At 63.9% G+C, this 22,890-nt stretch carries 25 protein-coding genes; 8 read left to right on the top strand and 17 right to left on the bottom strand.

The annotated features are described in order from the left end of the window. The 4 genes from trmD to BI343_RS09105 all read right to left on the bottom strand — a co-directional run. On the bottom strand, window positions 1–558 hold a 558-nt coding region (gene trmD / locus BI343_RS09120), incomplete at its 3' end, for a tRNA (guanosine(37)-N1)-methyltransferase TrmD (RefSeq protein WP_071109465.1). Further along, a complete protein-coding gene (gene rimM, locus BI343_RS09115; protein ID WP_071109464.1) occupies window positions 558–1,064 on the bottom strand; it encodes a ribosome maturation factor RimM in 507 nt (168 codons plus the stop codon). The genes rimM and trmD, both read right to left, overlap by 1 nt. A 34-nt stretch (window positions 1,065–1,098) precedes the next feature. Beyond that, complete coding sequence (rpsP, locus tag BI343_RS09110) at window positions 1,099–1,350, bottom strand: 30S ribosomal protein S16 (protein WP_011137222.1); 252 nt, start codon at window positions 1,348–1,350, stop codon at window positions 1,099–1,101. 106 nt (window positions 1,351–1,456) lie between these two features. Then, window positions 1,457–4,132, bottom strand: coding sequence for a bifunctional acetate--CoA ligase family protein/GNAT family N-acetyltransferase (locus BI343_RS09105; RefSeq protein ID WP_071109463.1), 2,676 nt, complete (start codon window positions 4,130–4,132; stop codon window positions 1,457–1,459). 386 nt (window positions 4,133–4,518) lie between these two features. On the opposite strand from BI343_RS09105, the gene nadA reads away from it, so the two are divergent. The 5 genes from nadA (at window position 4,519) to rpoS (ending at window position 9,100) form a co-directional block, all read left to right on the top strand. Beyond that, window positions 4,519–5,436 carry a quinolinate synthase NadA gene (gene nadA / locus BI343_RS09100; protein ID WP_071109462.1) on the top strand — a complete coding sequence of 306 codons (918 nt, stop codon included), beginning with the start codon at window positions 4,519–4,521 and terminating at the stop codon, window positions 5,434–5,436. Between the two features lie 116 nt (window positions 5,437–5,552). Continuing rightward, window positions 5,553–6,296, top strand: a complete 744-nt coding sequence (surE, locus tag BI343_RS09095; RefSeq protein ID WP_043624406.1) for a 5'/3'-nucleotidase SurE — start codon at window positions 5,553–5,555, stop codon at window positions 6,294–6,296. Next, a complete protein-coding gene (locus tag BI343_RS09090; protein ID WP_071109461.1) occupies window positions 6,281–6,949 on the top strand; it encodes a protein-L-isoaspartate(D-aspartate) O-methyltransferase in 669 nt (222 codons plus the stop codon). Before surE ends, BI343_RS09090 begins: the two co-directional genes overlap by 16 nt. Before the next feature lie 257 nt (window positions 6,950–7,206). Next, window positions 7,207–8,100 carry a peptidoglycan DD-metalloendopeptidase family protein gene (locus BI343_RS09085; RefSeq protein WP_244886604.1) on the top strand — a complete coding sequence of 298 codons (894 nt, stop codon included), beginning with the start codon at window positions 7,207–7,209 and terminating at the stop codon, window positions 8,098–8,100. A gap of 49 nt (window positions 8,101–8,149) precedes the next feature. Then, entirely contained in the window at window positions 8,150–9,100 is a 951-nt protein-coding gene (gene rpoS / locus BI343_RS09080) for an RNA polymerase sigma factor RpoS (RefSeq protein WP_071109459.1), read from the top strand. 45 nt (window positions 9,101–9,145) lie between these two features. Here the strand turns inward: rpoS and BI343_RS09075 are convergent, their stop codons facing one another. The 3 genes from BI343_RS09075 to BI343_RS09065 are packed head-to-tail and all read right to left on the bottom strand — an operon-like array spanning window position 9,146 to window position 12,907. Beyond that, window positions 9,146–11,074 (bottom strand): transglutaminase TgpA family protein, encoded by a 1,929-nt coding sequence (locus BI343_RS09075; protein WP_071109458.1) that lies wholly within the window; start codon window positions 11,072–11,074, stop codon window positions 9,146–9,148. Then, the gene (locus tag BI343_RS09070) at window positions 11,071–12,018 is read right to left on the bottom strand and encodes a DUF58 domain-containing protein (protein ID WP_071109457.1); all 948 of its coding nucleotides are present in this window, start codon (window positions 12,016–12,018) and stop codon (window positions 11,071–11,073) included. Before BI343_RS09070 ends, BI343_RS09075 begins: the two co-directional genes overlap by 4 nt. Next, window positions 12,002–12,907 (bottom strand): AAA family ATPase, encoded by a 906-nt coding sequence (locus tag BI343_RS09065; RefSeq protein WP_071109469.1) that lies wholly within the window; start codon window positions 12,905–12,907, stop codon window positions 12,002–12,004. The genes BI343_RS09070 and BI343_RS09065 overlap by 17 nt, the downstream gene beginning before the upstream one ends. 73 nt (window positions 12,908–12,980) lie before the next feature. On the opposite strand from BI343_RS09065, the gene BI343_RS09060 reads away from it, so the two are divergent. Together BI343_RS09060 and lepB are read left to right on the top strand one after the other, a co-directional pair. Beyond that, entirely contained in the window at window positions 12,981–13,940 is a 960-nt protein-coding gene (locus tag BI343_RS09060; protein WP_043624424.1) for a histone deacetylase family protein, read from the top strand. A 28-nt stretch (window positions 13,941–13,968) separates the two neighbouring features. Further along, window positions 13,969–14,637: a signal peptidase I gene (lepB, locus tag BI343_RS09055; protein ID WP_071109456.1), complete on the top strand. Its 669-nt coding sequence runs from the start codon at window positions 13,969–13,971 to the stop codon at window positions 14,635–14,637. Window positions 14,638–14,701: 64 nt separating this feature from the next. Here lepB and plsY read toward each other — a convergent pair whose 3' ends face one another. Beyond that, on the bottom strand, window positions 14,702–15,322 hold the full coding sequence (plsY, locus tag BI343_RS09050; protein ID WP_071109455.1) for a glycerol-3-phosphate 1-O-acyltransferase PlsY: 621 nt from the start codon (window positions 15,320–15,322) through the stop codon (window positions 14,702–14,704). 82 nt (window positions 15,323–15,404) lie between these two features. On the opposite strand from plsY, the gene BI343_RS09045 reads away from it, so the two are divergent. Continuing rightward, window positions 15,405–15,764, top strand: coding sequence for a dihydroneopterin aldolase (locus tag BI343_RS09045; protein WP_043629044.1), 360 nt, complete (start codon window positions 15,405–15,407; stop codon window positions 15,762–15,764). 7 nt (window positions 15,765–15,771) lie between these two features. Here the strand turns inward: BI343_RS09045 and BI343_RS19995 are convergent, their stop codons facing one another. The 9 genes from BI343_RS19995 to deoD all read right to left on the bottom strand — a co-directional run bounded on the left by BI343_RS19995 (window position 15,772) and on the right by deoD (window position 22,811). Beyond that, window positions 15,772–16,059: a hypothetical protein gene (locus BI343_RS19995; protein ID WP_043629040.1), complete on the bottom strand. Its 288-nt coding sequence runs from the start codon at window positions 16,057–16,059 to the stop codon at window positions 15,772–15,774. A gap of 122 nt (window positions 16,060–16,181) precedes the next feature. Beyond that, window positions 16,182–16,571, bottom strand: a complete 390-nt coding sequence (locus BI343_RS09035) for a group II truncated hemoglobin (protein ID WP_043629037.1) — start codon at window positions 16,569–16,571, stop codon at window positions 16,182–16,184. Between the two features lie 38 nt (window positions 16,572–16,609). Continuing rightward, window positions 16,610–17,866, bottom strand: a complete 1,257-nt coding sequence (locus BI343_RS09030; RefSeq protein WP_071109454.1) for a D-amino acid dehydrogenase — start codon at window positions 17,864–17,866, stop codon at window positions 16,610–16,612. A gap of 104 nt (window positions 17,867–17,970) precedes the next feature. Next, entirely contained in the window at window positions 17,971–18,828 is an 858-nt protein-coding gene (locus BI343_RS09025) for a CheR family methyltransferase (RefSeq protein ID WP_043629034.1), read from the bottom strand. 66 nt (window positions 18,829–18,894) lie between these two features. Further along, window positions 18,895–19,227, bottom strand: a complete 333-nt coding sequence (gene erpA / locus BI343_RS09020) for an iron-sulfur cluster insertion protein ErpA (RefSeq protein WP_390861608.1) — start codon at window positions 19,225–19,227, stop codon at window positions 18,895–18,897. 498 nt (window positions 19,228–19,725) lie between these two features. Continuing rightward, window positions 19,726–20,754, bottom strand: coding sequence for an N-acetyl-gamma-glutamyl-phosphate reductase (gene argC / locus BI343_RS09015; RefSeq protein ID WP_071109453.1), 1,029 nt, complete (start codon window positions 20,752–20,754; stop codon window positions 19,726–19,728). A gap of 134 nt (window positions 20,755–20,888) precedes the next feature. After that, a complete protein-coding gene (rpsI, locus tag BI343_RS09010; RefSeq protein ID WP_043621698.1) occupies window positions 20,889–21,281 on the bottom strand; it encodes a 30S ribosomal protein S9 in 393 nt (130 codons plus the stop codon). Window positions 21,282–21,296: 15 nt separating this feature from the next. Then, window positions 21,297–21,725 (bottom strand): 50S ribosomal protein L13, encoded by a 429-nt coding sequence (gene rplM / locus BI343_RS09005; RefSeq protein WP_043621694.1) that lies wholly within the window; start codon window positions 21,723–21,725, stop codon window positions 21,297–21,299. Window positions 21,726–22,100: 375 nt separating this feature from the next. Then, the gene (gene deoD / locus BI343_RS09000) at window positions 22,101–22,811 is read right to left on the bottom strand and encodes a purine-nucleoside phosphorylase (RefSeq protein ID WP_043621691.1); all 711 of its coding nucleotides are present in this window, start codon (window positions 22,809–22,811) and stop codon (window positions 22,101–22,103) included. Window positions 22,812–22,890: the final 79 nt, after the last annotated feature.

Here is a 22,890-nt window from a genome sequence, read left to right as displayed (position 1 = left end):
GGTATAGTGCGGACAGTCCAGCAGACCATCCACAAATGAGTCTTCGTACGCCGATTGCGCATCGTTGAGCGCGCCCGGCAGCAAACGCACCACCGCGTCCGCCAGCACCATCGCCGGCAATTCGCCGCCAGACAGCACGTAGTCGCCGATGGAAATCTCCTCGTCGACTTGCGTGGCGATCAGCCGCTCGTCTATGCCCTCGTAGCGGCCGCACAACAGGATCAGGCCAGGCCGTTGCGACAACTCCACCGCCTTGGCGTGCGAGAGCCGCGCGCCCTGCGGCGACAGATACACCACATGGCTGCTCTCGGCGCCGGCTTCGCGCTGACGCGCGCGCGCGGCGGCAAGCGCCTGCTCCAGCGGTTCGATCTGCATCACCATGCCGGGACCGCCGCCATACGGCCGATCATCCACCCGACGATAGTTGTCGTGGGTGAAATCGCGCGGGTTCCAGGCATGGAACTGCCACAAGCCCAAGTCAAGCGCCCGCTGGCTGACGCCAAAGCGGGCGATCGAGTCGAACATCTCCGGGAACAGCGTTACCGCGTCGATCTGCATCAGTAATCCAGACCCCAGTCCACCAGGATGCGGCCTTCGGCCAGCAGCACCTCCAGCACGTATTGACCCACGAAGGGGATCAGCCTTTGGCCGTGCTCGCCCTTCACCACCAATACGTCGTTGGCGCCGGTTTCCATCAGCGTTTCCACCGTGCCCAGCGCCTCGCCCTGCTGGTTGACAACTGCCAGACCGATCAAATCGTTCCAGTAGTATTCGCCTTCGCCAGCCTCGGGTAGCTCGCTGCGCGGCACGGCAATCTGCATGCCCCGCAACGCTTCCGCTGCGTCGCGCTCGTCGACGCCTTCCAGCTTGGCCGCCAGGGCCTTGGGCTGAACAGCGCCGTTTTCGAATGCGTACGGCTTCCAGCTGCCGTTTTTGCCCAACCACCAGGTCGGGTAATCGAACAGGCTGTCAGCGTATTCGGTATCGGCATGGATTTTCACCCAGCCCTTGATACCGAAGGCGCCGCGCACAAAGCCCATTACTACGAGATCTTCGTCGCGCATGCGCCCAAATCCGTCTTGATGTTGGATAGCCGAATTAAGCGGCTACGACCTTCTGCTCTTTCAGCAGCTTGGCAACGGAGTCGGACAGCTGGGCGCCAACGCCTACCCAGTAGTTCAGACGGTCCATGGTGAAACGGACGCGTTCTTGCTTCTCGTTGGCTACCGGGTTGTAGAAGCCAACGCGCTCGATGAAGCGACCGTCACGACGGTTACGGGAATCGGTCACCACGATGTTGTAGAACGGACGGTTCTTGGCGCCGCCGCGTGCCAGACGAATCACTACCATTGTCGATTGTCCTTGAAAAAAACTGGATATAGAAAAGCCCACGATTTTAGGTCAGTTTTCCCTTATCTTGCAAGCGCTTAATGCAAGGCTGTGTCGGATAGGCCGCTCAGAGCGGCTTCAAGACCAGCGTCAGCGCCCTGTCTTCGGGGTGCGGCTCCACGCTAAACCCCAGTTTATGCATCAGTTTCAACATGCCCTTGTTGCCGGCCAGCACTTCGCCGCGCATCAGTTTCAGGCCCTGCTCGCGCGCCGCGTCGAACAAGGCCTGCATCAATAGATTGCCTATGCCGCGCCCCTGCCAGTCGTCGGCCACCTCCAGCGCGAACTCGCAGGCTTCGTTGTCCGGATCGGTGATGAAACGCGCCACCGCCAGCATCTCCTCCCCCGCCTCGCCTTCCCGCGTCATCGCCAGCGCCATTTCGCGGTCGTAATCAAGCTGGGTGAAGCGGACCAGCATGCTCTGCGACAGCTGCTTGATGCTGGAAAGGTAGCGGTTGTAGCGGCTTTCCTCGGACAGGTTGCGGACGAAAGCCTGCTGCATATCGGCGTCTTCCGGCCGCACTGGGCGGATCATCACCGGCGTGCCGTCACGCAGCTTGGCGCACACCACCATATGCGTGGGGTAAGGCATGATGGCCATATGGCCGTAGCGCTTGCGCTCTGCGCCTGCCGGCTGCACCACGATGCGGGCATCCAGCGCGATCACGCCCTTCTCGTCCGCCACCAGCGGGTTGATGTCCAGTTCGCGGATCTGCGGCAGCTCGCACACCATTTCCGACACTTGCAGCAAGACATGGCGCAGCTCGTCCACATCCACCGGCGGCAGGTTCTTGAACGGCCCCAGCAACTGGCCGATGCGGGTCTGGCTGATCATGTTGTCCACCAGATAATCGTTCAGCGGCGGCAGCGCCAAGGCCAGGTCGTGCATGACTTCCACCGCGATGCCGCCGGCGCCGAACGCCACCACCGGGCCGAAGGCGGCGTCGCGCGCCACCCCCACCATCAGCTCGCGGGCGAAGCGGCGCTTGCGCATGGGCTGCACCGACACCCCTTCGATGCGCGCGTCCGGCCGCGCCTGCCGGGTGCGGCTGATGATGCCGTCGAAAGCCGCGCGCAAGGTTGCCGCGTTGCTGATGTTCAGCTCCACGCCGCCCACATCGCTCTTATAGATGATGTCGGGCGAATCGATCTTCAGCACCACCGGATAGCCTATCGCCTCGGCCTGGCGCACCGCCTCGTCGGCTTTGCGCGCCAAGGTGGTGGGATTGACCGGGATATGGAAAGCCGCCAGCACCTGCTTGGACTCGCGCTCGGACAGGATTTCCCGCCCTTCGGCCAGCGCCGCGTCTATCACTTTGCGCGCCGCCGCCACGTCGGGATCGTCGCGCCGGCCTTCCAGCGGCCCCGGCGTCTGCAACAGCAGCTGCTGGTTGTGCTGATAAGCCGCCAGATGGCGGAACACCTCGATGCCGTATTCCGGCGCGCTGAAATGCGCGCACTTGGCCTTGGAGAACAGCTCGCGGCTTTCCGACACCTTGGCGTCCCCCAGCCAGGACAGGAACAGCGGCTTAGCGGTCTCGCGCTGCAGGCCTATCATCAGTTGCGCGGTGGTCAGGTGATCGGTGCCGGCCTGCGGCGTGAAGATCACCATCACGCCGTCCACGCCCGGATCATCGACACAGGCCTTCACCGCGGTGCGGAAGCGCATCGGACTGGCGTCGCCGATGATGTCCAGCGGATTGCCGTGCGACCAGTTGCGCGGCAGCACGCTGTCCAGCAGCTTCATGGTGCCCTCGCTCAGCTTGGCCAGCTCCACGCCGCAGTCCACGGCGCTGTCGGCCGCCAGCAGGCCCGGCCCGAAACCGTTGGTCACGATGGCCAGCCGCTTGCCGCCGACGCGGTAATTGGCCGCCAGCACCTTGGCGGCGGTGAACAATTGGGCGATCGACGACACGCGCAGCACACCGGCGCGCGCCAGCGCGGCGTCGAACACATCGCCGCTGGCCACCAGATTGCTGGCGTGGGTGCGGCCGCCGGCGTCGTTCTCGAAACGGCCGGACTTGATCACCACCACCGGCTTGGTGCGGGCGGCGGCGCGCAGCGCCGACATGAAGCGGCGGGCATCGTAGATGTGGTGAACATGCAACAGAATGCCTTGAGTGGCGTTGTCGGCCACCAGGTAGTCGAGGATCTCGCCGAATCCGACATCCAGCGCCCCGCCCAGCGACACCACGCTGGAAAAGCCGATCTCCTTGCTGTCCGCCCAGTCCAGCATCGCCGCGCACAGGGCGGACGACTCCGACACCAGCGCCAGATTGCCCGGACGCACCTTGCCGTTGTAATTGCTGGCGTTGAAGCCGGCCACCGGCCGCATCAGACCCAGCACATTCGGACCGAGCAGACGGATGCCGAAGTGGCGGGCGATGGACAGCGCCTCGTTGATCAGCTCCTGCTCCAGCTGTTCGCTGTCGGAAAACTCCTTGGCCAGCAACACGGCCTTGACGCCCTTCTTGCCGCAATCCTTGACGATGCCCGGCAGCGAGCGTATCGCCGTCGCCACCACAGCCAGGTCTATCGGCTCCTCGATCTGCCGCACCGAAGACACCGCGGGAATGCCGCCGACCACCTTGTGGTTCAGATTGACCGGAAACAGCTTGCCCTGAAAGGAGCCGGCCAGCAGATTGGCGAAGACCGCCTGGCCGATGGAGCCGGGACGATCGCTGGCTCCGACCACGGCGACAGTGCGCGGGGAAAACAGCGGGGTCAGATAATGTGGCCTCATGCGTGCGTGTCCTCGGAAACAATATCAATCAGTAGCGCCCTGCCGGCAGGCGTCGGCTGCACTGCAAGATTACGTGATCCATGCGAAATGCGCGCGACAGCAGCGGCTGCCGAAGCGGGAAGGAGGGACGGCGTAGCCGCCGTCACGCGGCGGCGCCCAGCCCTTCCCATCATGCAGAGCGAACCTGCGCGTCATATTGACCTCCGGCAAACCATGCACATGTGGGTAAGCTGGTCCGCACCGGTTGAATTTCGCCGCCGGCCATGCCGAGCTAGTGGCGCAGCCTTTACAATATTGCTAACCTTTACAGTTTCGCAATAAACGTATTTTGCGCCGCAGCACGCAACCGGCCGGGAAACCCTCGGCCAGGCAGGAGCCGACACACCATGACGAAACGCGTCGTCACACTCGCTCATTATTACACCCAACCGGAAATCCAGCAGATGGCCGACAAAGTGGGTGACAGCCTGGAACTGTCGCTGTACGCCAAGGAAGCCCAGGCCGACATCATCGTGTTCGCCGGCGTGCGTTTCATGGCCGAGACCGCGAAGATCCTGAACCCGGAAGCCACGGTGATCCTGCCGGACGCAGGCTCCACCTGTTCGCTGGTGACGCAAACCGACGTCGTCGAGCTGACCCAGTGGCGCAAGCGTTACCCGGACCATGTCCACGTCGCTTACATCAACTCCAGCGCCGAACACAAGGCGGTATCGGACTGGATCGTCACCAGCCGCAATGTCGACGACATCATCGCGCATCTGTATGCCGAAGGTAAAAAAGTCATCTTCTCGCCGGACCGCAATATGGGGGGCTACCTGAACGACCAGTACGGCTACGACATGCCGCTGTGGTCCGCCGTGTGCGAAGTGCACGACAAGTTCAACGAGGCCGCGCTGAACGAGGCCTTCGCCGCCGCGTCCGGCGACAAATACCTGATCGCCCACCCGGAAAGCCCGCTGCCGGTGCTGAAGAAGGCCGATTACGTCGGCTCCACCTCCGGCATGCTGAACTGGGTGAAAAACTACCAGGGCAATACCAAGGCGGTGATCTTCGTCGCCACCGAGGACGGCATCCTGTACAACATGGGGCTGGCCCGCCCGGATCTGGACCTGCGCCAGGCGCCGATCTACGCCGGCTGCCAGTGCAATTCCTGTCCTTACATGAAGATGAACAGCATCGAAGCGGTCAAGCGCGCCCAGCAAGGCGAAGGTCTGGTGATCGACTACCTGAGCGCCGAGCAGATGGACGCCGCGCGCGTGCCGATTGAGCGCATGCTGGAATTCAGCAAACGCTACTACGCCTGAGCCAGGCCGCACAACCCGCCCGAAGCGGGTTTTTTTACGGTCCGCCGCCGCCTCGCGGCACTATTCGCTGTCATGATGGCGGCGCTACAATCACGCGATGAATACGGAAAGACAGTATGAAGTTTCTGCTGAGCAACGATGACGGCTACGCCGCCCCAGGCCTCGCCATGCTGGCCCAAACGCTGAGGCGTTACGGCGAGGTGGTGGTCGTGGCGCCGGACCGCGACCGCAGCGGCGCCAGCAACTCGCTGACGCTGGACCGCCCCTTGACGGTGCGCTCGGCGGACAACGGCTTTTACTACGTCAACGGCACCCCCACCGACTGCGTGCATCTGGCGGTGACCGGACTGTTGGATTTCAAGCCGGACATGGTGTTCACCGGCATCAACCACGGCCCCAATATGGGCGACGACACGCTGTATTCCGGCACGGTGGCGGCCGCCACCGAAGGCTTCATGCTCGGCATCCCGTCCATCGCGGTTTCGCTGGCCGGCCATAGCGGCAGGCATTTCGCCACCGCCGGCAAAGTGGTGGAACAATTGGTAGAACGCTGCCTGGAACAGCCGTTCGCCCAGCCGGTGCTGCTGAATGTGAACGTGCCGGACACGCCGCCGGAACAACTCGGCGCGATGCAAGTCACCCGGCTGGGACGCCGCCACGCCGCGCAGCCGGTGATCAAATCTCAGAATCCTCGCGGCGAGACGATATACTGGGTAGGGCCGGTCGGCGCAGTGCAGGACGCCGGAGCCGGTACCGACTTCGGCTGCATTGCGGCGAATCAGCCCTCTGTGACGCCGCTGATGCTGGATCTGACCGCCTACGGGCAATTGGACAGGATTTCCACATGGCTTCACCGCTGACACAGAACAGCCAGGCTTACGGCATGCTTTCCGAGCGCACGCGCCGGCGCATGACCGACCGTCTGCGCCAGCATGGCATCGCCGATGAGCGAGTGCTGTCCGCCATGCATGAAGTGCCTCGCCATCTGTTCGTCGATCAGGCCCTGGCCACCCGCGCCTACGACGATGTGTCGCTGCCTATAGGCCACGGCCAGACCATCTCGCAGCCGCTGACGGTGGCGCGCATGACCGAACTGCTGATCCAGGGGCGCCCGCCCGGCAAGATCCTCGAGATCGGCACCGGCTGCGGCTACCAGACGGCGGTGCTCTTGAAGGCGGGCGCCGAAGTCTATTCAGTGGAACGACTGGGCACGATTCTGGACCAAGCAAGACGCAATCTGCGCGCCGCCAAGCTGGTTCACGCACGCTTAGTGCACGGCGACGGCAATGCCGGACTGGCCGAGGCCGCGCCCTTCGACGGCATCATCGTCACCGCCGCAGCGCGCGCGGTGCCGACCGCCCTGGTGGATCAGCTGGCCGACGGCGGCAGAATGGTGCTGCCGCTGGGAGACGGCGAGCAACATTTATGGCTGCTGGAGAAAACCGCGCAAGGTTTGCAAAAGACCAGGCTCGATTCAGTGAAATTTGTGCCCCTGCTCAATGGACGCAGTTAAAACTGCAAAAACGCAACACTATCACTGTCAGACAATCGAGCAAGACCCCAACTTAAACGCTTCTACACAAAAACATGCTAAAAATGCATTGCAGGTATGCCCATATATTAGCTGCGCTAGCCGCCACCGCATTAGCCGGCTGCAGCAGCATGGTACAGCAGGCGGCGCCGGTGGAATCCGCGGCGCCCTCGACGATAAGCAGCAACAAACCGGCCCCGGTGGCAGCCAACGCAAATCATGCGGCCAACACGGAAGCCATGCCCTACCGGGACGCAGGCAACCTGAATATGCAGCCTGTGGGCCAAGCGCCGGCAACGCCCGCGCCAGCCGCAGGCGAACAGACTTACGTGGTGAAGCCGGGCGACAATCTGTTCCGGATCTCGTTGAACCATGGCTTGAAGTATAAGGATGTCGCGGCCTGGAATAACCTGCCGGACACCGGCGTCAAGGTCGGCCAGGTGTTGCGGCTGACGCCGCCGGGCGGTGATGCAAGACCGGCGCCGGTTGCCACGGCGGCAGGGGCGCAGACTGCGCCAGTGGAATCCGCGGCGGCGGCCGGCGGCGCGGTCAAGACGTATCCGAAGGCGCTGAAGCTGCCTTACAGCGGCGAAGCGGCCAAGGACATCGCGGCTCAGAGCGAGGGCCGCGCTACAGCCAAAAACAACGCTCAGGCATCAAGCTCAACCCCTTCCCCCACCCCGGGGAAAAAGCAGGAAGCCAGCACGGCAGTTGCCGCCGCGCCGGCGCAGGAGGCCAGCGCCCCCGCGGCCAAGCAGGAAGAAGACGCGGTGGCATGGCTGTGGCCGACCGAGGGCAAGCTCATCAAGGGTTTCTCGGAAAGCAATAAAGGCATTGAAATCAGCGGGCGCATGGGCCAGCCGGTGCTCGCGGCAGGAGATGGCAAGGTGGTGTACAGCGGGACCGGGCTGCGCGGCTACGGCAAGCTGATCATCATCAAGCACAACAAGACTTTCCTGTCGGCTTACGCGCATAACAGCCAGCTGCTGGTCAAGGAGGGACAGTCTGTCAAAAAAGGGCAGAAGATTGCCGAAATGGGCAATACCGATGCCGACCAAGTCAAGCTGCACTTTGAGGTGCGCCGTTTCGGCAAGCCTGTGGATCCGATGCAGTATCTTGAACACAAGTCCTAGCGGGTAGGCTCTGCCCCCGCCGGGACCAGACAGCGACGGGGGTAGAGACATGAGCAACGAAATCGACATTCTGGACGAGAGCGAAATTCTCGACGAGGAAGCCGCCGAAGAAGGCGCAGCGGAAGCCGAAGCCGAGGAAAGCGCGGACAGCACCGCGGCCTTTGAAGACGTGGTCGCCGATGTCACCCAGATTTACCTGAACGACATCGGCAACAACGCGCTGCTGACCCCGCAAGAAGAGCTGGCGCTGGCGCGCCGCGTAGTCGCCGGGGAGTTTGAAGCGCGCCAGAAAATGATCGAGCACAATCTGCGCCTGGTGGTGAACATCGCCAAGCACTACATCAACCGCGGACTGGCGCTGCTGGATCTGATCGAGGAAGGCAATATCGGTTTGATGCACGCGCTGGAAAAGTTCGATCCGGAGCGCGGCTTCCGCTTCTCCACCTATGCCACCTGGTGGATACGCCAAAGCATAGAGCGGGCGATCATGAACCAATCGCGCACCATTCGGCTGCCGGTGCATGTGATCAAGGAACTGAACGTCTACCTGCGCGCCTCGCGCCACCTGGAAAGCCAGATCGGGCGCGAACCCACGCTGGACGAAATCGCCCATTTGGTCGGCAAACCGGTGGACGACGTGCGCAAGGTGATGAACCTGAACGAGCGCATGGCCTCGCTGGATGCGCCGCTGGACATCGACCCGATGCTGTCCATCGGCGAATCGATCCCGGACGAGCAGCATGAGGAGCCGGAGCTGCAGCTGCACAACAGCCAACTGGAAAGCTTCGTGCATGACTGGCTGGGCCAGTTGAACGAGAAGCAGCGCTTGGTGATCGAACGCCGCTACGGCTTGAACGGCTACGAGATCTGCACGCTGGAAGAGCTGGCCGCCTCGCTGAACCTGACCCGCGAGCGCGTGCGGCAGATCCAGATCGAAGGGCTGGAGCAACTGCGCCGCATCCTGCGCCGCAAGGGCATCTCTCGCGACTTCCTGCTCTAAACGCGGCAAACCTCGTTCATCGGCCCGGCCCCATGCCGGGCCTTGTCATTTCCAGCGGCGCGCCTGGCGCAACCAGCGCCGCTCCCGCCCCGCATCGGCCTGCTGCTGTCGATAGCGCAGCTCGACATACTCCTTCACCAAGCGCTGCAGACGGGCAAAATCCTCGCGCGGCAGGCCCTGGGCCGCCTTCAGCAGCTCAATCGGCCCAAGCGCGGGCGAGACTGCGACGCCGCGCTGCGCCACCCGCTGCCGCAGCCTCATCCATCCTTCGGCCAGCGGCGGCCGCCGCGGCCGTCTGCGCCACCACCAAGCCAAGGGCAATAGCGCCAGCGCCATGCCGATAATCAGGCCGCGCACCACGCTGCCGCCATCGACATGGTCTCCCAATCCCAGTCGCCGGAACAAACCGCGCTGCCGGGCGGCATCGTAACCGACCACCCATTGCTGCCAGGCGAAATCCGCCGCCTGCCATTGCTGCCGCCACCGGCGTAGCCATTGCGGCGGCAGCGCCGCGCCCGCGAAGTCCGCGCCGCGCAAAGCCGGCAAAGACTGTTCCGCCGCCTGCTCCAGCCGATTCGGAGAAACCACCGAGGTCGGGTCCACTCTCAGCCATTGCCTCTGATCCGCGAGCCAAACTTCCACCCAAGCGTGGGCGTCGGAGGAGCGCACCAGCCAGAAGCGGCCCAGCGGATTGTATTCCCCGCCCTGGTAACCGATGACCACCCGCGCCGGCATGCCGGCGGCGCGGGCAAGAAAGGCGAAGGCCGAGGCGTAATGCTCGCAAAACCCCTGCCGCGCGCCGAACAGAAACGCGTCCACCGGCTGCTCGCCCAGCAATGGCGGCTGCAAGGTGTAGCGGAAGGCCCCCAGCCGCAGATATTGCAACGCCTCCCGCATAAAGCCGCTTTCGCTGCCGCCGCGCTGCCGCAGTTGCCATGCCAGCGCGCGGCTTCTGGCGTTGCCAGGCGGCAGTTGCAAATAAAAGGCGCGTCTGCCGGCCGACAGCGGCTCCGTGACGCGCGCGTCGACCATGCTGACCAGCGGGTAACGCGCCAGATCGTCCTGGCTGCGATCCTGCCGCAGCAAGCCGCCGGACGCCAGATGACTGCCCGGCGCGGCGCCCAGCGGCATCTCCAAAGCCGGCAGACGTCCCTGATCGGCGCGCAGCGTCAGGCTGTAAGCCAACTCACGGCCGCCCGTGACCGCCAGCGGCGATACCCTCTCCTCGGCCGCTCGACGCCAGCGCCTGCCATCAAACGCGTCCAACAGCATGACCCGCCAGTACAGCTGATCCTGGCGCGGCGGCGGCCCATCGAACACCACGCTGAATGCCGGCTCGCGATTCAGAATCAGTTTGCTGATGCTCCCGGGCTCCATATCCTCGCCCAAGCCGCTGCTGGCGACAGGCTGTTGCCGCGGCATGCTCCACAACGGCTCCGGCAGGCGCGGCATCATCACGAACAGCACCAGCATGATGGGCAGCGACAACAGCAAGGCCTGCGCCGCGCTGCGCCAGCTGCCGCGCGGCAAGCCGCCCGCCAGCATGGCGGTGGCCCAGGTCAGCAACAGCAAGGCGGCCACCAGCCAAGCCGCCATCAGCGGCGACTGGTTGAACAGCAGCGGCATCGCCGCCAGGAAAAAACCCAGCGCTAACAGCACGCGCCAGTCGCGCGGCGTGGCGGTTTCATAGGCCTTGAACGCCGTCAGCAGCACCAGCAGCGCCACGCCGCCCTCGCGGCCGATCAAGGTGCCCAATTGCAGCCAAGCTCCGCCGATGGAAAGCATCAGCAGCGGCAACAGCAACCAGCGCGACGGCAAGCGCCCAGCGCGACGGGCTAGCCAGCCGCGCCCGAGCAAGGCCGCGCCGCCCAGGGCCATCAACCACAGCGGCAGAAACCATGCCAAGGGCAGCATGACCCAGGCCAATGCCAGCAGCGCCGGTCCATGGCGCATGGCCGGCCCCGCCCCGCTCATCCGCGGCTCCCGAACAAGGCCAGCGCGGCCAGCGCCAGATCGCGTTGCCGCGGCTGCGGACCGATCTCGGCATCGGGCAGGCACAGCCGGTAGTGCTGGTGTTGACGCTCGCACTGCTCCACCCGCCAGGCCATCCGCGACAATCTCCGCTCCGCGTCCAGCTCCTGGCCGTAATCGCTCCAGCGGATCAGCCGCAGCGCGCTGCCCGCCTCGCCGACGAAACGCTTGCTGGCCAAGGTGTCGCGCTGCGCCAGCACCTTCCAGGCGATCTGCCGCGGCGTATCGCCATGGCGGTAGGCGTCGAGGTGGGAGAAGTCGTCTCCACCTGGACGCGTATCGCCGCCCTCCCCGCCATCGCCTTCGCCGGCGCCGCGCGACGCATCGGGCAAAGGCGCCGGATAGACCAGCGCCCGCGCGTCCAGGCGCAACACGGCCAAGGCGCGGATCAAGCCGAATGGCGCGTCGCTTAGCACCACGCATGGCGGCAGCGCCAGCCAGCCGCGGCGGGTGGTCGGCACCTCCAGCGCCGCCTCTCCGCCATAGCCGTCGAACACGCAGGGAATCAGGGCATCGTCCCGGCCCAAGAGATGCAGCGACAGTTGCCGCGCCTGCGGCTGCGGACTGTCCAGCCGCAGGCGGAAACCGGCAGGGTCGCCGGCGAACACCGGCGCGCCGGCCTCGGCCGACACGACCAGGCCGGACAACTGGCGATAGGCCATCAGCACCGCCACCAGCGCCAGACCCACAATCCAGAACGCCAGGGCATAGGCCAGGCTGACCTGGTAATTCAGCGCGCCCACCCACACCGCCAGCGCCACCGTCAGCAACAGCAAGCCAAAACGGGTAGGCAGCAGGTATATCCGGCGCTGCGTCAGTTCGCAGCGATCCTGCAGCGGCAGCCGCGCCAGCCACCAATGCCGCAAGCGATCACGGAATGGCGACATGGGCGAGCAGCCGCTCCAGTTCCTGGCCGACGTCCACGCCGGACGCCGACTGCAGCCGGTGCGCCGCCACCGGCAGAAAGATCGCCTTGACGTCCTCCGGCAGCAGATGATCGCGCCCGGACAGCAAGGCCCAGCCGCGGGCTGCGGCCACCAGGGCCTGCCCGGCGCGCGGACTCAGCCCGGTGACGAACAGGCCGGGACGCCGCGTGGCTTCCAGCAGCGCCAGCAGATAATCGGCCAGGGCCGGCGCCACCGTCACGGCGGCGGCCTGCTGCTGCAGCGCCTGCAGCTCGCCCGGCGAAATCACCGCCTGGAATCGCGCCAGCAGGTCGCGCCTGTCCTCGCCCATCAGCAGCGCGCGCTCGGCCTCGCGCGGCGGATAGCCCAACGAGATCCGCATCAGGAAGCGGTCCAGCTGCGATTCCGGCAAGGGAAACGTCCCCATCTGCTCGCCGGGATTCTGCGTGGCGATGACGAAAAACGGCGACGGCAGCGCATGGGTCTCGCCGTCTATCGACACCTGGCGCTCCTCCATCGCCTCCAACAGCGCCGACTGCACCTTGGGCGAGGCGCGGTTGATCTCGTCTGCCAGCAGCACCTGGGTGAACACCGGCCCTTTGTGCAGCTCGAAGCGCCCGCCGTCGCGCTGATAGATGCTGACGCCCAGGATATCGGCCGGCAGCAGGTCGCTGGTGAACTGCACCCGGCGGTAATCCAGGCCCAGCACGGCGGCCAGGCCGTGCGCCAGCGTGGTCTTGCCGACGCCGGGGACATCGTCGATCAACAGATGGCCGCGCGCGATCAGGCAAGCGAAGGCCAGCCGGATCGGCTGCGGCTTGCCCAGGATAAGCGTGTTCAGTTGCCGGTAGGCAAGGGAGAGAGATTGCATTTGACCCCGGTTGCGCGCAGTATTTATCAAAATCACATAATCGCCATCCATTGTAAGCGCGTAGGGAGCGTACGTGTTCAACTGGCTGAAAAACCGCCTGCAGCGCAACGGCCTGACGGCCTACATCACTCATCCCGACTGCCTGCTGCACAATATGGGGGTGGGCCACCCGGAATGCCCGGAGCGGCTGACGGCTATCCGCGACCAGCTGATGGCCTCTCAGATTTTCGACACCCTGCAGGAAGTCGAAGCGCCGGAAGCCACCTATGAACAGCTGGCGCGCGTCCACCCGCCGCGCTACGTCGAATACCTGGAAGCCTGCGCGCCCAGCGTCGGCACCTTCCGCATGGACCCGGACACCGCGATGTCGCCCGGCACGCTGAAGGCGGCCCACCGCGCGGCCGGCGCCGTGATCAAGGCGGTGGAGCTGGTGGCCGAGGACAAGGCGCCCAACGCCTTCTGCGCCATCCGCCCGCCCGGCCACCATGCCGAGAGCGACAAGGCGATGGGCTTCTGCTTCTTCAACAACATCGCCGTCGGCGTCGCCCACGCGCTGGCGCAGTACAAGTTCGAGCGGGTGGCGGTGGTGGATTTCGACGTCCACCACGGCAACGGCACCGAGGAAATCCTGCACGACGATCCGCGCGTGCTGATGGTCTCCATCTTCCAGCACCCGTTCTACCCCTATTGCGGCGACAAGCCGCAAGGTCCGAACATGCACAACGTGCCGCTGAAAGCGGGCAGCGGGGGGCGCGAATTCCGCGAGGCGGTGGAAAACGTCTGGCTGCCGCTGCTGCACGACTTCCAGCCGCAAATGCTGTTCATTTCCGCCGGCTTCGACGCCCACCGCGAAGACGACATGGGTTCGCTGGGCCTGACCGAGGCCGACTACGAATGGGTGACGCGCCATCTGCTGCAGATCGCCGACCAATACTGCGCCGGCCGCATCGTATCGGTGCTGGAAGGCGGCTACGACCTGTCGGCGCTGGGCCGCAGCGTCGCCGCCCATATCCGCGTGCTGTCCGATGGTTGAACGCCAATCTCACTGACAAAGGACTGCAATGAAGCGCTGGTTCCGCAATAATCGAGGCTTTCTCGTTTTCGTGCTGGTATTCGGCCTGTTCCGCACCGCGGTGGCGGACTGGAACCCGATCCCGTCCGGCTCGATGCGCCCCACCGTGCTGGAAGGCGACCTGGTGCTGGTCAACCGGCTGGCCTACGACCTGAAGCTGCCCTTGAGCAACGTCATCCTGCATCGCACCGGCGAACCTCAGCGCGGCGACATCGTCACCTTCGCATCGCCCAAGGACGGCACGCGGCTGATCAAGCGTTTGGTCGCCGTGCCCGGCGATGTGGTGGAAATGCGCAATGAGGAATTGATCATCAACGGCCGCACCGCCCATTACCAACCGCTGCAGCAGCTGACGGAGACAGTTGCCGCCAATGTGGCGCTGCCTGCGCTGCGTTTGCAAGAAAGCGGCGCGCTGCCGCCTCACCGCGTGCAATGGCTGGCCGGCGTCAACGCCCGCAACAGCTTTGGTCCAATCACGATCCCGCCGGGGCAGTACATGATGCTGGGCGACAACCGCGACGACAGCGCGGACTCGCGCTACTTCGGCCTGGTGCCGCGCAATCTGCTGATCGGGCGCGCCGTCGGCGTCATCGCCTCCGCCGACATCACCGGCAACTGGATGCCGCGCTGGGAGCGTTTCGCCAGCGATTTCCACTGATCCCCATCGCCAAACAAAAAGCCGTCCCATCCGGGACGGCTTTTTGTTTGGCGAAAATCAGGCGTCAGCCGGCGTCGCTCTTGCCGCCTATCTTGTCTTCCTGGCCGGTCATCAACTTGATCAGGTTCGACTTGTGGCGGTGGATCACCACGATGGCGATGATGATGCAGGTGCCGAAGAACACGCTCTGCGGCCCGAGGATGAAGTAGGCGTAAACCGGAACCAGCACGCAGGCGACCAAGGCGGAAAGCGAGGAAATCTTCACCACGAAGGCCATGAACAGCCAGGTGGCGATCGCCGCCAGCGCCAGCGGCAGGCTGATGCCGAACAGAATGCCTACCGCGGTAGCCACGCCCTTGCCGCCTTTGAAACCGAAGAACACCGGCCACATGTGGCCGAACAGCACGGCCAGCGCGCACATGGCGATGCCCTGCTCGCCCAGGCCGTAGCGCGGCCCGAGCCAGGCGGCCAGCGCCACCGCCACCCAACCCTTGGCGCCGTCGCCGAGCAGCGTCAGCGCCGCCGCCAGCTTCTTGCCGCTGCGCAGCACATTGGTGGCGCCGGGGTTGCCGGAGCCGTAGCTGCGCGGGTCGGCCATGCCCATCGCCTTGCTGACGATCACGGCGAAAGACAGCGAACCGATCAGATAGGCCGCCAGGACAAATGCAAATGCGGTCGTGGTCATGGTGGTGGTGTGTCCGTTAGATTAGAATAGGAGGTTTCGGATTTTACGGTATCGGGCGCCAAAGCCCAACCTCCTAGGACTGATGGACATCATATTCCTGCGCGAAGTGCGCGCCGACACCGTGATCGGCGTGTACGACTGGGAGCGCACCGCCGCCCAGACCATTGAAATCGACCTGGAAATCGGCATTCCCAGCGACACGCCCTGCCACAGCGACAATATTGGCGACACCATACACTACGGCGTCGTGGTGGAACGTTTGCGCCAATCGCTGGAGGAACAGCACTTCCTGCTGCTGGAGGCCCTGGCCGAGCATATCGCCAAAATGGTGCGCGAGGAGTTCGGCGCGCCGTGGGTCAGGGTAGCGGTGACCAAGCTGGGCATCCTGCCCGGCGTCAAACGGGTAGGCGTGCAGATAGAACGCGGCCACCGGCCGCGCTGAGGAGGGATCAGTCGGTATTGAAGCGCAGCTTCAGGCCGACGTCCTTATTGTGCATCTTGACGGTAAGATGGGTGCGCTTGCCCAGGTTCACATTGGGCACCAGCCGCAATGTATGGCCGTCCGCATCCTGCTCCAGCCGCACCGGACCCAGCTGCAGCCCCTGCGGCGTCAAATCCTGCTTCTGCACGGCCGCATCGCGCGGCGAAGCGCACATCATGGCCTGCGGCAGGCAAGACGCGATGGCGGCGCCGCACTGCAGCCAGACCGCGAGCGAGAATGACAGACGATGCCACATGGCCGAACCCTCACCATGATTTCTTCTATCATGGACCAAGCCGAGCAATCGTCAAGAAGTGTTAACAAATTAACCAAAGCGCTTATTTCACCGCTGCTTCGCATGACAAAAGTCAACCGCGCCTAGCGGTTCCGCATGAAATCGGCAGTGTTGTAAAACGCCTCCAGCAACTTGTCCTTCAGCCCATCCTCCACCACCAGTTCGCTCACCGCCTGCCGCATGCACAGCATCCACTGGTCGCGCGCCGCCTCGTCGACGGCAAAGGGCATGTGGCGCATGCGCAGGCGCGGATGGCCAAAAGCCTCCATGTACAGAGACGGGCCGCCCAGCCAGCCGGACAAAAACATGAACAGCTTCTGGCGCGAACCGGACAAGTCGGCCGGATGCATGTCGCGCAGCGGCTTGGCCGCCGGCTCGCTGTCCATGATGTCGTAGAATCGGTCCGCCAGCCAGCGCACCACGCCTTCGCCGCCCAACAACTGGTACGGCGTCATTTCCTGTACTTCGCTCATGCTTGCTCCAGATGCCGGCGCAATGCGCCAGCGGTTTTTCACACGCCGCGGAAGGCAAAATCCAATTGCGGTTTGCGGCCGCTGATGATTTCCGCCAGCGCCCGCCCCGAACCGGCGCCTTCGGTCCAGCCCAGCGTGCCGTGGCCAGTATTCAGATACAGCTTGCCGATGCCGCTCTTACCGATCAGCGGCACATTGCCCGGCGTGGCCGGCCGCAGACCGGTCCAGAAACGCGCGGCATCCCAGTCGCAGGCGTCGGGAAACAGGGCCTGCCCTCGCCGCAGCAAGGCGGCGCAGCGGGCCGGATGGAGATGGGACGAATAGCCGGACAATTCAGCCGTGCCGGCGATGCGCAGCTCGTCGCCCAGCCGGCTGAATACGAGCTTATGCGCTTCGTCGGTAATGCTGACCATGGGCGCGGCCACCAGGCTCCTCACCGGCACCGTCGCCGAGTATCCCTTGGCCGGATAAATGGGCAGGCGCAAACCCAGCGGCGCGGTCAATAGCGGAGAATGGCTGCCCAGCGCCAACACATAGGCATCGGCCGTCACCCGTTGGTAACTGCCGTCCGGCCCCGTCACCGACACCGCGCTGACCGCGCCGGCCGTCGCCTCCAAGGCATTGATCCGGGTATTGTAGCGGAACTCCACGCCCAAGCCGGCAGCCGCTTCGGCCAGTCCGCGCGTGAACAGATGGACATCGCCGGATTCGTCGTCCGGGCACCAACTGGCGCCGGCCAGTTGCGGCAGCGCCGGCGCCAAGGCCGGCTCCAACGCCAACAGCTGATCGGGCGCCAGAATCCGTTTATCCACCCCCAGCCGCCGCATCCTGGCAGCGGCGCGCTCGGCCAGGGCCAGCTGGCCGGCCGTGTAATGCAGGGTCAGAATGCCGCGCGACAGGCGGCGGTAGGCGATGCCGGTTTCCTCGCGCAGCTGGCGCATCGCATCGCGGCTATACAGCCCCAAGGCCACCATTTGCCGCGTGTTGCCGTGATCGCGCCCGGGCAGGCACTCCAGCAGGAAATCGGCGATCCAGCGCCATTGCGCCGGCTCCAGCCGGGGCCGGAATAGCAGGGGCGCGTCGTCGCGCCACAGCCAGCGCAGCACCTGCCACGGCGCGCGCGGATTGGCCCACGGCTCGGACTGGCTGACCGACAACTGGCCGCCATTGGCGAAGCTGGTCTCGCGCGCCGCGCCGCATGCCCGCTCCAGCACCACCACTTCATGGCCCATTCTGGCCAGGAACCAGGCGGTGGACACGCCCACCACGCCGGCCCCAAGTACTGCCACACGCATTCCGCCTCCATCAGACAAGACAACGGGCAAGACGCGCTTGCCCGTTATGGCGGAATGTTAAAGCCAAATGCGCGCGGCGGCGACTATTTTGTCGGACAAACCGCCTATTTCTTGGCGTGCTCGTACACGGTCTTGCCGCGCAGATGGAAATAATCGGACGCGAAATAGAAATTTTCCGAGTGGCCGACGAAGAGCAGGCCGTCCGGCTTCAACAGCGGGGCGAAGCGCTTGAGCACGCCGAACTGGGTATCGCGGTCGAAATAGATCATCACATTGCGGCAGAAAATGGCGTCGAACTGCTTGCGCACGCTCCAGTTTCCCTCCACCAGATTCAGCCGCTGGAAGGTGATCATATTGCGCAGCGCCTGCTTGGCCTGGTAACTACCGTCCGGCAGCTTGTCGAAATACTTGACCGCATGGCCGGCCGGCAGCCGGGCGATCTTGTCTGCCGAATAAATGCCGGTGCGCCCGGTTTCCAGCACGCTGGTATCCAGGTCGGTGGCGAGCACGGTGATGTTAGGCCGGGATACGCCAGGAAAGGCCTCCAGCGCGGTGATCGCCAGCGAGTACGGCTCCTCGCCGGTGGAGGCCGCCGCGCACCAGATGGACAACTCGCCGCCGGCCGCCGCCCGTTTCTTCAGATGCTCCGACAGGATGGGGAAATGGTGCTCCTCGCGGAAGAAGAAGGTCAGGTTGGTGGTCAGCGCGTTGACGAACTGCTCGAACTCGCGCTTGCCGCCTATCGACTCCAGAAAATCGACGTAGGCGGCAAAGCCAGGCAGCTTCAGCTCGCGGATGCGGCGCACCAGCCGGCCGTACACCATGTCTTTTTTGGATGGATTGAGCGCAATCCCCGCTTCCTTGTAGATCAGCTTGCGGATGCGTTCGAAATCGGCGTCAGTGAAAGTGAACTCTCGGTTGAATTCTATCTTGGGCAATACCACTGGCGGCAGTTTGTTCATGTCGTGGATTCCACAGCAAAAAGGCCCGGGCAAGTGCCCGAGCCTGGTTCTCACCTTCGCTCAGTATCACACCGAGAACGAAGAACCACAACCGCAAGTGGTGGTGGCGTTGGGATTGCGGATCACAAACTGCGAACCTTCCAGGCTTTCCTGGTAGTCGATCTCGGCGCCGACCAGGTATTGGTAGCTCATCGGGTCCACCAGGAAAGTCACGCCCTGGCGCTCGATGGCGGTATCGTCCTCGTTGGCGATCTCGTCGAACGTGAAACCGTACTGGAAGCCGGAACAGCCGCCACCGGTCACGAAGACGCGCAGCTTCAGGTCGGGATTGCCCTCTTCCGCGATCAAGTCCAGCACCTTGGTGCAGGCGCTGTCGGTGAAGTTGATCGGGCTCGGCATTTCGGTAGCAGCTTCTGTCATGTGTAACCTCGCATTTCAATCGGGCCGGTCGCGGCCATTCACCCACTATTTTAGTCGGATATCGGGGCGGATGGCGAGTATTCAAGCCCCTAGGGGCTGTTGACGTTTGGTGAGTGGATCGCGTTTGAGCCGATTTGGCCCGGAAGCAAGGCGCGCAGTCCGACGCATAGTCATTCTATGCAAGGACTGGGCAACGCGGCTTCCGGACCAAAGCGGCCAAACCCGAAGGGCCGGGCGCCTTTCGCGCCGACTCTTCGTTGTTACGCGCTGGCAGAGAATGCTATGCGGCGCGCGAAACGCCTCGATTCGGCGCAAAATGCATCCCGGCGCGACCTCTCCCCAAACGTCAACAGCCCCTGGCACGATTGTCGTAGGGAGGAAGCCCGGCCGTGCCGGGCGTTCCGCCGCGCCCAATCGACGATGAGGCTTGATCGGCGAGGGGCGGATCGCTCCTTTGGGGCCCCCGCCCTACGCCCATCAGGGCAGCAAGGGCACCACATCCAGGCCGTCGGTTTCCGGCAGGCCGAACATCAGATTCATGTTCTGCACCGCCTGGCCGGCTGCGCCCTTGACCAGATTGTCTATCACCGACAACACCACCACGGTGTCGCCGCCTTGCGGCTTGTGCACGGCGATGCGGCACAGGTTGGCGCCGCGCACCGAACGCGTTTCCGGATGGCTGCCGGCCGGCAGCACGTCGACGAAGCCTTCGCCGGCGTAACGGCGCTCGAACAGCTGCTGCAGATCGACATCCTTGGTCAGCCGCGCGTACAGTGTGGCGTGGATGCCGCGTATCATCGGCGTCAGGTGCGGCACAAAAGTCAGGCCGACCTGCTTGCCGCCGATATGGGACAGACCCTGGCGGATTTCCGGCAGGTGACGGTGGCCGGCCACGCCATAGGCCTTGAAGGAATCGCCGGCCTCTGCCAGCAGCGCCCCGATCTCGCCCTTGCGGCCGGCGCCGGATACGCCGGACTTGCAGTCGGCGATCAAGCTGCCGGCGTCGACCACGCCCGCCTCGATCAAGGGCAGGAAGCCCAGTTGCACCGCGGTCGGGTAGCAGCCCGGGTTGGCCACCAGCCGCGCGCTGCGGATCGCCTCGCGGTTGACTTCCGGCAGGCCGTACACGGCGTCGGCCACCAGACGCGGCGCGGCATGCTTGACGCCGTACCACTTCTCCCACTCGTAGACGTCTTTGATGCGGAAGTCCGCCGCCAAGTCTATCACCCGCACGCCGGCCTCCAGCAAAGCCGTCGCTTCCTGCATGGCAATGCCGTTGGGCGTGGCGAAAAAAACAACATCGCAATCCTGCAGCCTGGCCTCATCCGGCGTGGTGAACGCCAAGTCGATGCGACCGCGCAGGCTGGGGAACATCTCGTCGACGCGGATGCCGGCATCCTTGCGCGAGGTCACTGCCGTTACCCGGGCCTGCGGATGCTTGGCCAGCAAGCGCAACAATTCCACCCCGGTGTAACCGGTTCCTCCGACGATCCCAACCTTGATCATGGCCAGCCCTTTATATAAAAAAATGTCGCAAAGGCGACAGTTTAGGCAGAGCAGGCCGCCACGGCAACACATACAGAAAAGAAAAAACCGCCGGGCCAAGGCCGGGCGGTTTTTTTCCGTGCAGAACCGAGCGATTAACGCTTGGAGAACTGCTTGGCGCGACGTGCTTTGCGCAGGCCGACCTTCTTACGCTCAACTTCACGAGCGTCGCGGGTAACGTAACCAGCGGCGGACAGGGAAGCCTTCAGAGCGGCGTCGAAGTCGATCAGGGCGCGGGTGATGCCGTGGCGGATTGCGCCGGCCTGGCCGGTTTCACCACCGCCAACCACGTTTACCTTGATGTCGAAGGATTCGAGGTTTTCGGTCAGGACCAGCGGCTGGCGGATGACCATGCGACCAGTTTCGCGGGCAAAATACTCGTCAACCGGCTTGCCGTTAACGATGATCTGGCCGGAACCTTTTTGCATGAACACGCGAGCGACGGAGCTCTTGCGACGGCCGGTGCCGTAGTAGTATTTACCGTTCATTGTTATGCCTTAAAATCAGATTTCCAGCACTTTGGGCTGTTGGGCGGAGTGCGGATGCTCGGAACCAGAGTACACCTTGAGCTTCTTGATCATGGCGTAACCCAGCGGACCCTTCGGCAACATGCCTTTGACGGCTTTCTCCAGAACGCGTTCCGGGAACTGGTTTTGCAGTTCGGTGAAAGTGCGTTCGTAGATACCGCCCGGGTAGCCGGAGTGACGGTAGTACTTCTTGTCTTGGGCCTTGGTACCGGTCACGCGCAGTTTTTCGACGTTCACCACAACGATGAAGTCGCCGGTATCTACGTGCGGAGTGAATTCCGGCTTGTGTTTGCCACGCAGGCGGCGGGCGATTTCGGCAGCCAGGCGACCCAGCACCTTATCGGCGGCGTCGACCACGTACCACTCGCGCTTTACCTCATGCGGCTTGGCAGAAAAGGTCTTCATGGAACTCTTCCATCGTAATTCTTGAAAGTTACGGATTTTAGAGCAATGGCCGGGTAGCTGTCAAACCCTTGTGACACAACAGATTTCCGGAGGGCGGGAAACTGTGCGACGCGTGGTAAATATGGTCAAAAAAAAAGCGCAACGCTGCTGCGTGTTGCGCCAAGTTCCACCTTTGAGAAGGAGGATGGAGGAGACAACACCAGAGCGCCACAGTGCGTAACGCCCTGATGCAATACCGATTATCAGTATCCCACCGGAATTAGGCAAGTAATTTTTGTGCACTGCACGATAAATCATGTGCGCCAATGAGACACCCTTGCCACAGCAAGGCGAAACGGGCGCACTCGGCGCCCGTTTCATCGGCAAATCAGCGATTTACAGCTTGATCGCCGCGTCCAGCGCCACTTCCATCATGTCGCGGAAAGAAGTCTGGCGCTCTTCCGCGCTGGTGGCTTCGCCAGTCGGGATGATGTCCGACACGGTCAGGATGCCAGCCGCGCGCGCGCCGTACTGGGCCGCCACGGCGTAGATGCCGGCCAGCTCCATCTCGATCACATTGACCTGCATCTTGGAGAGCACGTCCAGCATGTTCGGCTGCACGCCGTAGAACAGATCGGCGGAGAACACATTGCCGACGGTCACTTTCTTGCCCTGCTCCGCCGCGGTGTCCACCAGGGTGCGCAGCAGGGTGTAGTCGGCGATGGCAGCGTAGTCGTGGTCGTTGAAGCGCATGCGGTTCACCTTGCTGTCGGTGGACGCGCCCATGGCGATGAACAGCTCGCGCAGCTTGATATTGGGCGTCACCGCGCCGCAGGAGCCGATGCGGATGATGTTCTTGACGCCGTAGTCCTTGATCAGCTCCGTGGTGTAGATGCTGGCGGACGGGATGCCCATGCCGTGCGCCATCACCGACAGGCGCTTGCCCTTGTAGCTGCCGGTGTAGCCGAACACATTGCGCACATTGGTCACCTGCTCCGCGCCTTCCAGGAAGGTTTCGGCGATCATCTTGGCGCGCAGCGGATCGCCCGGCATCAGTACGGTTTCGGCGAAGGCGCCATCCTTGGCGTTGATATGCGGGGTAGCCATTGAAAGTCTCCTCTAAGCGATATGCAATAGTCTGGCGGCAGCCCGTGATCCGGGCCGCTCAAATGCGTTGAACGGGCCG

Origin of the sequence: Chromobacterium amazonense (assembly GCF_001855565.1) — a bacterium.
Classification (GTDB): domain Bacteria; phylum Pseudomonadota; class Gammaproteobacteria; order Burkholderiales; family Chromobacteriaceae; genus Chromobacterium; species Chromobacterium amazonense.
The sequence above is the reverse complement of the archived record's forward strand: the minus strand, read 5'-3'. Positions and strand labels throughout refer to the sequence as shown.

What these genes read in the sequence shown, in the direction of transcription:
- BI343_RS09045 (WP_043629044.1), top strand. Translation starts at nt 15,405, where the DNA reads ATGGACATCATATTCCTGCGCGAAGTGCGCGCCGACACCGTGATCGGC.
- rpsI (WP_043621698.1), bottom strand. Translation starts at nt 21,281, where the DNA reads ATGAACGGTAAATACTACTACGGCACCGGCCGTCGCAAGAGCTCCGTC.
- erpA (WP_390861608.1), bottom strand. Translation starts at nt 19,227, where the DNA reads ATGCCGAGCCCGATCAACTTCACCGACAGCGCCTGCACCAAGGTGCTG.
- BI343_RS09105 (WP_071109463.1), bottom strand. Translation starts at nt 4,132, where the DNA reads ATGAGGCCACATTATCTGACCCCGCTGTTTTCCCCGCGCACTGTCGCC.
- rplM (WP_043621694.1), bottom strand. Translation starts at nt 21,725, where the DNA reads ATGAAGACCTTTTCTGCCAAGCCGCATGAGGTAAAGCGCGAGTGGTAC.
- BI343_RS09065 (WP_071109469.1), bottom strand. Translation starts at nt 12,907, where the DNA reads ATGCAATCTCTCTCCCTTGCCTACCGGCAACTGAACACGCTTATCCTG.
- BI343_RS09075 (WP_071109458.1), bottom strand. Translation starts at nt 11,074, where the DNA reads ATGAGCGGGGCGGGGCCGGCCATGCGCCATGGACCGGCGCTGCTGGCA.
- surE (WP_043624406.1), top strand. Translation starts at nt 5,553, where the DNA reads ATGAAGTTTCTGCTGAGCAACGATGACGGCTACGCCGCCCCAGGCCTC.
- nadA (WP_071109462.1), top strand. Translation starts at nt 4,519, where the DNA reads ATGACGAAACGCGTCGTCACACTCGCTCATTATTACACCCAACCGGAA.
- BI343_RS09035 (WP_043629037.1), bottom strand. Translation starts at nt 16,571, where the DNA reads ATGAGCGAAGTACAGGAAATGACGCCGTACCAGTTGTTGGGCGGCGAA.
- argC (WP_071109453.1), bottom strand. Translation starts at nt 20,754, where the DNA reads ATGATCAAGGTTGGGATCGTCGGAGGAACCGGTTACACCGGGGTGGAA.
- BI343_RS09025 (WP_043629034.1), bottom strand. Translation starts at nt 18,828, where the DNA reads ATGAACAAACTGCCGCCAGTGGTATTGCCCAAGATAGAATTCAACCGA.
- BI343_RS09090 (WP_071109461.1), top strand. Translation starts at nt 6,281, where the DNA reads ATGGCTTCACCGCTGACACAGAACAGCCAGGCTTACGGCATGCTTTCC.
- BI343_RS09030 (WP_071109454.1), bottom strand. Translation starts at nt 17,866, where the DNA reads ATGCGTGTGGCAGTACTTGGGGCCGGCGTGGTGGGCGTGTCCACCGCC.
- BI343_RS09085 (WP_244886604.1), top strand. Translation starts at nt 7,207, where the DNA reads ATGCCCTACCGGGACGCAGGCAACCTGAATATGCAGCCTGTGGGCCAA.
- deoD (WP_043621691.1), bottom strand. Translation starts at nt 22,811, where the DNA reads ATGGCTACCCCGCATATCAACGCCAAGGATGGCGCCTTCGCCGAAACC.
- plsY (WP_071109455.1), bottom strand. Translation starts at nt 15,322, where the DNA reads ATGACCACGACCGCATTTGCATTTGTCCTGGCGGCCTATCTGATCGGT.
- lepB (WP_071109456.1), top strand. Translation starts at nt 13,969, where the DNA reads ATGAAGCGCTGGTTCCGCAATAATCGAGGCTTTCTCGTTTTCGTGCTG.
- rpoS (WP_071109459.1), top strand. Translation starts at nt 8,150, where the DNA reads ATGAGCAACGAAATCGACATTCTGGACGAGAGCGAAATTCTCGACGAG.
- BI343_RS19995 (WP_043629040.1), bottom strand. Translation starts at nt 16,059, where the DNA reads ATGTGGCATCGTCTGTCATTCTCGCTCGCGGTCTGGCTGCAGTGCGGC.
- BI343_RS09070 (WP_071109457.1), bottom strand. Translation starts at nt 12,018, where the DNA reads ATGTCGCCATTCCGTGATCGCTTGCGGCATTGGTGGCTGGCGCGGCTG.
- rimM (WP_071109464.1), bottom strand. Translation starts at nt 1,064, where the DNA reads ATGCGCGACGAAGATCTCGTAGTAATGGGCTTTGTGCGCGGCGCCTTC.
- rpsP (WP_011137222.1), bottom strand. Translation starts at nt 1,350, where the DNA reads ATGGTAGTGATTCGTCTGGCACGCGGCGGCGCCAAGAACCGTCCGTTC.